The organism is Burkholderia sp. HMSC10F09, from assembly GCF_001806955.1.
Lineage (GTDB): Bacteria > Pseudomonadota > Gammaproteobacteria > Burkholderiales > Burkholderiaceae > Burkholderia > Burkholderia multivorans.
The window spans coordinates 1-8,723 of the sequence record NZ_KV786695.1; the positions used below are offsets into that span (position 1 = coordinate 1).

The window sequence follows — 8,723 nt, forward strand, 5'->3', positions numbered from 1 at the left end:
CGACGAAACGGCCTGCCCGCCGGGCGCCGTCGCGGCGGCCAGCGCAGCCGCATGGAATGCGCCGGCCGCCGCGGCCAGCAGGACGAACCGCGACACGGCCGGCGTCATGCGCCGCTCCGTTCGGTCCGGGACGTCCAATCCTCGATCGCGCCGAATCCGGCGCGCGCAAAGCGGCTATGCCTGTGCGTGCACATCCCGTCTGCTTCCCCTCATCAATGGCCTTGATTCATTTATCGAAACGGCGCGGCGATTCTTTAGCCGCCGGCTCGTCGTACGGCGCGCGCCTGTTCGTCACGATATCTCAAAAGTAGGACAAAACGTCGCCGGATTCCTGACGACGAAGCGGGAAAAGACCCGGATCGGTCACAAATACCGCATACGAAGAGAGAGTGGCAACGATTGCACCGCGGTTGCCGATCGGGACGAACATGATGCTGCCGGCGCGGTCGGGCGATGCCCGCCGGGTCGGCCTGCCGGCTGCGGTCCGTTGCGGACCGTCGTCCGGTGCGCGCTGCCGCGTGGGCGGCGCGTATGCTACCTCAAGCCCGCGTCGTTGCGCGCGGTTTGAGTGCGAAAAAAGTGATCTGGATCAAATCGGCGACACGGGCCAAGGTGCGTGGCCGTAATTCGGGGCCTCATCGTGTCGCCGGCGGAGAGCGCCGAAGGCTTTGTCGACGGCGGGCCGCGCGCCACGCATCAGCGCCTCACACCGGATCGGGCACCTCGAGCGCGAGCAGCGCCGAGCTGACCGACTTGCCATGCGCATCGAGCGCGAGCGAGCGCGTGACGCCCCCGCCCAGCGCATCGCGCAACACGAAGTTGAACGCCGCGAGCGCCGGCAGCTCGTAGCGCACGACGTCGCCGCGCACGATGCCGGCAAGCCACGCCTTCACGACGTCCGCGCTCAGATGCGTGCGCAGATGGGCGTAGTGCCGCGGATCGTGGCAGATCACCGACACGTTCAACGTATTGCCCTTGTCGCCCGTGCGCGCATGCGCGAGTTCCCGCAGTTTCATGATGCCTCCACGAACGAAAACGACGGCGTCACCGCGTCGCGCGGCCACAGCACCGACTGCACGGCGACCACCTCGCGCGTCGACTTGAACGCGCCGCCGCCGCCGGCCGGCCCGTTCGTGTACAGCGTTTCGACCTCGTTGCCGATCCGCGCCGCCTCTTCCGCCGTGTCGGCGCGGGCCGCGACGCGCACGCGCACTTCGGCCGGCTCGCCGCTCGCACCCGTTCGTACGTCGCCGTACAGCGAATCGACGCCGATCAGATCGAAGCGCAGCTCGCTCGCCGCGACGCCGGTCAGCGCGAGCCGTTCGCGGACGATCTCGAGCGCCAGCCGCGCGCGCTCGAGCGCGCCCGGGCCGCCGTACGAGATCTGCCCTTCGCCGATGAAGCCGTCGACGTACGCGACCGACGCCTTGAGCGTGTCGGGCCGCGCGGCGCCGCGCCCGCCCGTCACGCGCACACGATCGCGCGCCTCTTCGACGACGCTCACCTGCGTGAAGTCCGCGACGACGTCCGGCTGCAGATAGCGCCCCGGATCGTGGATCTCGTACAGCAGCTGCTCCTTGCAGGTCGCCGCGCTCACGCGACCGCCCGCATGCGCGACCTTCGTGATCGTGACCGCGCCGTCGGCCTCGACCTCGCCGATCGGAAACCCGAGCCGCGCGAGATTCGGTACGTCCTTGTAGCCGGGATCGGCGAAGTAGCCGCCCGTGATCTGCCCCGCGCATTCGAGCAGATGGCCGACGACCGTGGCCTGGCCGAGCGTGTCCCAGTCGTCCATGCGCCAGCCGAACGCGTGAATCAGCGGCGCCGCGAACAGCGACGGATCGGCGACGCGCCCGGTCAGCACGACGTCGGCGCCCGCATCGAGCGCCGCGACGATCGGCGCCGCGCCGAGATACGCGTTGGCGGCGACGATCCGCTCGCGATACGCGGCGACCTCGTCGCCCGATTCCTCGAAGCGGAACGCGCCGCGCAGCACGACGTCGAGCACGTCGTCGCCTTCGACCGCCGCGACCTTCAGCTGCGCGAAGCCGAGCGCGCGTGCGATCTGCGCGGTGCGGCGCGCGGCCGCGTGCGGGTTCGCGGCACCCATGTTCGATACGATCCGCACGCCTCTCGGCACGGCGGCCGGCAGCACCGCGCGCATCCGCGCGTCGAGCAGCGGGTCGTAGCCGTGCGCCGGATCGCGGCGCTTCGCCTGCTGCGCGATCGCGATCGTGCGCTCGGCCAGGCATTCGAAGACGAGATAGTCGAGCTGCCCGTGCTCGGCCAGTTCGACCGCGGGCTCGATGCGGTCGCCGGAATAGCCGGCACCCGCGCCGATGCGCACGCGCCGTTCGTGTGGGATTGCTGTCATCTCTGCACCGTCGTGCGGCAGGTTGGCGATCCGGAGGATCGAATCAAAACACGCCGAGCACGACGCATGCGATCGTCATCACGATCGATGCGCCGAACAGCAGCGGAAACGTGAACTTCTGATGCTCGGCCAGTTCGATGCCGCACAGGCCGACGACGAGAAACGTCGCGGGCGTGAGCGGACTGACCGGAAAACCGGTCGTCATCTGGCCGAGCAGCGCGGCCTGCCCGACCTTCACGGCCGGCACGCCGAGCTGGCCGGCGACCTCGGCGATCACCGGCAGCACGCCGAAATAGAACGAGTCGGGGTCGAACAGCATGCTGAGCGGCATCGACACGATGCCGAGCACGACCGGAATGTGCGCGGCCATCGAGGCCGGCACGAAGCCGACTGCGGCCTGCGCCATCGCCTTCAGCATCCCGCTGCCCTGCATGATCCCGGTGAACACGCCCGCCGCGAGCAGGATCGCGGCCATCATCAGCGCCGCGCGCGCATGCGCGTCGATCCGCTTGCGCTGCATCGCGACATCGGGATAGTTGACGGTCAGCGCGATGCAGAGCCCGACCATGAACACGATCGCGGGCGGCACCTTCTCGCCCATCGCGACCATCGTGCCAAGCACGACGAGCGTCAGCACGATGTTGAACCAGAACAGGTGCGGCCGGCGCAGCGCACGTTCGTCGGCCGTCAGCTCGCGCGTCGGCAGCGCGATCGCCGGATCGTGCCGCGACAGGCCGAGCCGCTTCTCCTCGCGCCGTCCGAGCCAGTAGGCGACGCCGAACACGAACACGAGGCCCACCGCCTGTACCGGAATCAGCGGATTGAATAGCGTCGACACGGGCAGATGCAGCGACGCCGATGCGCGGATCATCGGCCCCGTCCACGGCAGGAAATTGATGCCGGCCGCCATCGACACGGCCGCCGCCAGCACGCGGCGGTCGATGCCGAGCCGGTCGTACAGCGGCAGCACGGCCGGGATCGTCACGAGAAAGCACACGGCGCCCGAGCCGTCGAGATGGATCAGCAGCGCGAGCAGCGTCGTGCCCGTCACGATCCGCGTCGGCCGCGTGCCGACCGCACGCAGGATGCGGTCGATGATCGGATCGAGCGTGCCCGCATCGGTGATCGTCCCGAAATAGACGATCGCGAACACGAACATGCCGACCACGGGCGCGAGGCCCTTCAGCCCGTCGAGCACGAACTTGCTGGTCTGCAGCCCGAATCCGCCGAGCAGCGACGCGACGATCGGCACGACGATCAGCGCCACGAGCGACGACATGCGGCGGGACAGAATCGCGGCGAGCAGCACGACGATCGTGCCGAGCCCGAGTAACGGCAGCATCGGTTGTCTCCTGTCTTGTCTTTTGTTGGAGACGAGCGTAAGGTCCGCGCAGCGATAGCACAATTGAAATGATTTGATCGCAGCAATCACGACCCGTTATGGATCTGAATCTTCGCGACATTCGCGCGTTCGTCACCGTCGCGCAGGCCGGCAACTTTACGCGCGCGGCCGCGCGGCTGCATCTGTCGCAGCCTGCGCTGACCGTGCAGATCCGGCGGCTCGAGGAAATCGTCGGCGCGCGGCTGTTCGACCGCAACAGCCGCAGCGTCGCGCTGACGCAGACGGGCCGCGAGCTGCTGCCGCTGCTGCAGCGCTCGCTCGACGACATGGAGCGCGTGCTGCGCGATGCGCGCGCGCTCGGCGAAGGCGCGAGCGGCACCGTGCGGCTCGCATGCCTGCCGACGTTCGCGTCGAGCGTGCTGCCCGAATTGATCCAGACGTTTCGGCGCGACGTGCCGCGCGCGGCGTTCGAGATTCGCGACGGCGTCGCAAGCCTCGTGACCGCGCTCGTGCGCAACGAGGAAGCCGATCTCGGGTTCACCGGCGGCGACGCGTTCGATGCGTCGCTCGACGTGCTCTACACGGGTGCCGATCGCCTCGTCGCGATCTGTCCGCGCGATCATCCGCTCGCGCGCAAGCGGCGCGTGACGATCGCCGATCTCGCGCGCGTGCCGCTCGTGCTGACCGCGCGCGGCACGAGCGTGCGCAGCGTCGTCGATGCGGCGCTCGACGCGGCCGGCTGCATGCCCCAGCTCGCGTGCGAGCCGACCTACATGATGACGGCCGTCGCGATGGTGCGCGGCGGGCTCGGCGTGACGATCCTGCCCGCGACCGCGCGCGAGGTGCGCGCGGAGCCGGATCTCGTCGCGAAGCCGATCGACGATCCGGCGTTCGTGCGGCCCGTCGCGCTCGTGTGCAAGCGCGGGCGCACGCTACCGCGCGTCGCGCAGGCGTTCGTCGACACGATGCTCGCGCACTGGCGGCGCACCTGAGCGGCGCGTGGCGGGCGATGCGCGCGGCCGGCGTGCGAGCCGACCTCGCGCGTGCCGCGGGCGATTACGCTGCGTCGGCCTCGCCCGTATCGGCGTTCAGCGCTTCGCCGATCGCATAGAACTTCCCGCCCGCGATGTAGTGCAGGCTGCGCAGCGCGGAGTCGGCCATTTCGAAATACCAGCGGCCGTCGCGGAACACACGCGTGTCCGACCATGCGCCGACCACCTCGCCGACGAACAGGTCGTACGCCTGCTGGTTGTGCGGCTCCGGAATCAGCCGGCATGCGAGCCAGCCCGAGCAGCCGGCGACGAACGGCAGATCGTGGCCGTCGACGTCGAACAGCGTGACGCCCGCCTCGCGCAGCTTGTCGGGATGCTCGGCGAGACTGCGGCTGCCGACCGCGTGCGTGAGCTGCAGCTGCGCGGCGGTCGGAATCTGGATCGCGAAGCGTCCGCTCGCCTCGACGAGCGCGCGCGTCTTCGTCGCCTTGTCGAGCACGACCGTCAGCTTCGGCGGCTGGAAATCGAGCGCGCACGCCCATGCGGCGGCCATCACGTTGTCGACGCCGTCGTGCCGCGCGGAGACGAGCACGGTCGGGCCGTGGTTGAGCAGCCGGTAGGCGTGATTCGGCGCAACCGGGGCGATGTGACTGTCCATACGGGTTCCTTCGAAAACGAGGCGGCAAAGGTGCGCATTCTCGCATCCGAATGCGGGCGGCGCGAGGCAGGCGCGACCGCGGCCTCGCGTCGCGAGCGGCGGCGGCCCGCCGCCGTACACGCGCGTCAGCGCCGCCCGGCCGCCCAGTCGAGCGCCGCATCGAACAGCGCGACGCCGGCCGGCGACAGGTTCGCAAACGTGTCGTTGTCGAGGAACAGCATGACGCGGCGCGCAGGCGCGAGCGCTTCGTAGTCCATCGTCGCGCCCTTCTCGTACGCGAAAATCGCGGCCTTGTCGGGCTGCCCGTAGACGGTCGCGATCGTGATCGCGCCGAGCCCCGGCTTGCCCCAGCTCATCGGCGCCTGCCGGCCGTAGACGTTCGTCACGCCCGCCGGCAGCCCCGCCGCGATCGGATGCGGCGCGTTGACGATCCATAGATAGCGCTCGTTGCCGGTCTCGCCGAAGTCCGTATCGTGCCGCTTGCCCGTCATCGCGAGATCGTCGAGCACGTCGTTCTCCCAGGTGACGAGCGGCTTGTCGAACGTGCGCCAGCCCGGCTGCACGTGCTTCGACGACACGGTCGACGAGATCACGACGAGGTCGGCATCGCGCGCGGCATCGGGCGTGGCCGACTCGTCGAGCATGCGTACCGCGTAGCCGCGCGTTTCCAGATGACGCGCGATGCGCTCGTCGGTCTTCAGGTTCGGGCCGCGCAACTGCACGAGCAGCGCGACGCGCGCGACGGCCGGCGGCGCGTCGGCCGCATGCGCGACGTTCATCACGCCCGCCTGCAGCGCAAGCAGCGCGGCCGCGAGCACGCGCAGCGCGCGACGCCGCGCATGCTCGACAAGACGGCGCGGTGCGCGCAGGTTCGTATTCGGTTTCATCGGGATCGACTCCGGCGTGGCGCGCGACGGTGCGCGCGCCGGTTGCATGATCAGAATTGCAGCGTGGTCAGCAGCGACACCTGCCGCGCGTCGCCGATCGCGACGAAGTAGCGGTTCGCGCTCGACGGGTAGTACGTGCGGTTGAACAGGTTCTTCACGTTCAGCTGGAACGACAGCTTCTGCTTGCCGAGCCGCGTGTCGTAGCTCGCGAACGCATCGACGAGCACGTACGACGGCAGCGTGAAGCTGTTCGCCGAATCGCCGGGCCGCGCGCCGACATAGCGTGCGGCCGCGCCGATGCGCAGATCGTCGCCGCCCGCGAGCGGGCCGACGTCGTACACGGCCGCGAGCGACGCGGTGTGACGGGCGACGTTCCACAGCCGGTTGCCGGCGTACAGCGGATCCTCGATCGTCTTCGCGTCGATGTACGCGTAGCTCGCGATCACGTTCACGCGTTCGCCGATGCGGCCCGACACGTCGAGCTCGACGCCGCGCGAGCGCGCCTTGCCCGACGTGCGCCAGTCCGTCAGCTTCGTCGCGTCGTTGAACTGCGAGACGAGCACGTTCTTCTTGTCGATGTCGAACAGCGCGAGCGTGCCGCTCAGCCCGCCCGGCAGATCGAGCTTGCCGCCGACTTCCCACGCGGTCGCGCGCTCGGGCGGCGTCGCGCCGTCGATCACGTAGCCGGACGCGAGCGGCGCGATCGACGACGACGGTTTCAGCGACTGCGAATAGCTCGCGTAGAGCGAGAACGTGTCGGTCCACTTGTAGACGATGCCGGCGCGCGGCAGCCAGCGCGACCCGCTCAGATCGGTGTTCGCATGAAACGGCCGGCCGCGGCCCGCGATCTGGTTGTACGTGATGTAGCGCACGCCGCCCGAGACGATCCACTTGTCGGTCAGATGGATCGCGTCCTGCATGAACGCCGATGCGGCATGCAGCGTGTCGGTCTGGTCGCTGTCGCTCGCGGACACCGTGCTCGACGGCGGCAACAGCCCGTACACGGGATCGACGTAGCTGAACGGCGTCTTCACCGCCTGCCGCAGCATGTCCTTGCGATAGATGCGGCGGTACTCGGTGTCGAAGCCGACCTGCACGTCGTGCCGCATCCCCGCGAGCGTCAGCTTGCCGTTCACGTAGCCGATCCCGTAGCTGTCGGTGCTCAGCGAGCCGTGCGTCGCGTCGTTGCTGCGCGACAGCGTGCCTGTCACCGGATCGACGCCAGTCGTGCGCAGCTGGTTCGCGTCATAGGTCTCGCGGTTGTAGCTGTAGCCGAGATGCGCGCTCCAGTCCCCGTTGAACTGGTGATCGACGCTCAGCTGGGCGAGGTGCGATTCGCCGTCCATGTTGTTGAACGGTTCGTCGATGCGCCGCCGCGCGGGAATGTCGAGCGGCGCGTTGGTGCGCGGATCGAGCGCCGTGCCGCGATCGAACGGCGAGTGGAACTTGCGGTACTCGTACGACACCACGACCTGCGTGTCGCGGCCGTACCACGCGAGCGACGGCGCGACGAAGGTCTGCCGGTATTCGCCGAAATTGCGCCAGTACTGCTCGTTCGACTGGTCGACGATCAGCCGGTACGCGAGCCGCGAATCGCCGATCGGCCCGGTCGAATCGAACGTCGTGCTGCCGCCGTTCTTGCCGTGCCCGAAGGTCGACGCGCCCAGCGAAATCGCGTTGTAGCGCGTGAGCTGCGGCTGCTTGCCGACGACGTTGACGACGCCGCCCGGGTCCATCAGCCCGTACAGCAGCGAGGTCGGCCCTTTCAGCACCTCGACGCTGTCGACGGCGGCGTTGAACGAGCGCCCCTGCACGATCGGCATGCCGTTGTGCATGACCGAGCCGTCGCGGTTGTCGCCGAAGCCGCGCTTCATGATCGTGTCCTGCGTGCCCGCGAGCGTGTTGCCCTGCGTGATGCCGCTGACGTTGCCGAGCGCGTCGTCGAGGTTGCGCGGACGCTGGTCGCGCAGCACCTGCGCAGGCACGACGTTGACGGCCTGCGCGGTATCGAGCACCGGGATGTCGGAGCGCAGCACGCCCGCCTCCTTCGGCGGCCGGTAGCTTTGCGCGCGCAGCGCGCTGCTGCGCACCGCGATCGTCGGCAGTTCGGCCGCCGTATCGGCCGACGGCGCCGGCACGGCGGCACCGCTCACGCCGCTCGCGCCGTTCGCGCGCATCAACGTATAGCCGCCGCCCGGCTGACGCAGCGCGACGAGGCCGGTGCCCGCGAGGACGCGCGCGAGCGCATCGTCGACGTCGAAGCAGCCGTGCACGCCGCCGCTCGTCAGGCCGGCGGTCAGTTCGGGCGGGAATGCGATCAGCAGGCCGGCGTCGCGGCCGAACCGGTTCAGCGTCGCTTCGAGCGGCCCGGCCGGCACGTCGAATGCACGGCGCGACGTGCGCGGCGCGGCGGCGGCCGCGTCGGTGTCGGCATCGGCGAGCGCGGGCAACGGCAGCAGCGCGGACAGCA

Annotated in this window: 7 protein-coding genes; 1 reads left to right on the forward strand and 6 read right to left on the reverse strand. The window is 69.5% G+C overall.

The genetic code is table 11. The features are described from left to right. Window positions 1-704 precede the first annotated feature (704 nt). From HMPREF3115_RS13175 to HMPREF3115_RS13185, 3 genes are read right to left on the reverse strand one after another with little or no spacing between them, the layout of a single operon-like run. Window positions 705-1,016: an AtuA-related protein gene (locus HMPREF3115_RS13175; RefSeq protein WP_006405020.1), complete on the reverse strand. Its 312-nt coding sequence runs from the start codon at window positions 1,014-1,016 to the stop codon at window positions 705-707. Beyond that, window positions 1,013-2,374: an acyclic terpene utilization AtuA family protein gene (locus tag HMPREF3115_RS13180; RefSeq protein WP_070554681.1), complete on the reverse strand. Its 1,362-nt coding sequence runs from the start codon at window positions 2,372-2,374 to the stop codon at window positions 1,013-1,015. Before HMPREF3115_RS13180 ends, HMPREF3115_RS13175 begins: the two co-directional genes overlap by 4 nt. Before the next feature lie 43 nt (window positions 2,375-2,417). Further along, on the reverse strand, window positions 2,418-3,716 hold the full coding sequence (locus HMPREF3115_RS13185; protein ID WP_070554683.1) for a CitMHS family transporter: 1,299 nt from the start codon (window positions 3,714-3,716) through the stop codon (window positions 2,418-2,420). Window positions 3,717-3,814: 98 nt separating this feature from the next. Between HMPREF3115_RS13185 and HMPREF3115_RS13190 the strand changes: the two genes are divergently transcribed. After that, window positions 3,815-4,708 (forward strand): LysR family transcriptional regulator, encoded by an 894-nt coding sequence (locus HMPREF3115_RS13190; RefSeq protein ID WP_006412029.1) that lies wholly within the window; start codon window positions 3,815-3,817, stop codon window positions 4,706-4,708. A 64-nt stretch (window positions 4,709-4,772) separates the two neighbouring features. Here HMPREF3115_RS13190 and HMPREF3115_RS13195 read toward each other — a convergent pair whose 3' ends face one another. From HMPREF3115_RS13195 to HMPREF3115_RS13205, 3 genes are all read right to left on the reverse strand, one after another. Then, window positions 4,773-5,366 (reverse strand): flavin reductase family protein, encoded by a 594-nt coding sequence (locus HMPREF3115_RS13195; protein WP_070554685.1) that lies wholly within the window; start codon window positions 5,364-5,366, stop codon window positions 4,773-4,775. Window positions 5,367-5,491: 125 nt separating this feature from the next. Then, window positions 5,492-6,253, reverse strand: a complete 762-nt coding sequence (locus HMPREF3115_RS13200) for a hypothetical protein (protein WP_070554687.1) — start codon at window positions 6,251-6,253, stop codon at window positions 5,492-5,494. 50 nt (window positions 6,254-6,303) lie between these two features. Further along, complete coding sequence (locus tag HMPREF3115_RS13205) at window positions 6,304-8,721, reverse strand: TonB-dependent siderophore receptor (RefSeq protein WP_256276192.1); 2,418 nt, start codon at window positions 8,719-8,721, stop codon at window positions 6,304-6,306. Window positions 8,722-8,723: the final 2 nt, after the last annotated feature.

What these genes read in the sequence shown, in the direction of transcription:
- HMPREF3115_RS13175 (WP_006405020.1), bottom strand. Translation starts at nt 1,016, where the DNA reads ATGAAACTGCGGGAACTCGCGCATGCGCGCACGGGCGACAAGGGCAAT.
- HMPREF3115_RS13180 (WP_070554681.1), bottom strand. Translation starts at nt 2,374, where the DNA reads ATGACAGCAATCCCACACGAACGGCGCGTGCGCATCGGCGCGGGTGCC.
- HMPREF3115_RS13185 (WP_070554683.1), bottom strand. Translation starts at nt 3,716, where the DNA reads ATGCTGCCGTTACTCGGGCTCGGCACGATCGTCGTGCTGCTCGCCGCG.
- HMPREF3115_RS13190 (WP_006412029.1), top strand. Translation starts at nt 3,815, where the DNA reads ATGGATCTGAATCTTCGCGACATTCGCGCGTTCGTCACCGTCGCGCAG.
- HMPREF3115_RS13195 (WP_070554685.1), bottom strand. Translation starts at nt 5,366, where the DNA reads ATGGACAGTCACATCGCCCCGGTTGCGCCGAATCACGCCTACCGGCTG.
- HMPREF3115_RS13200 (WP_070554687.1), bottom strand. Translation starts at nt 6,253, where the DNA reads ATGAAACCGAATACGAACCTGCGCGCACCGCGCCGTCTTGTCGAGCAT.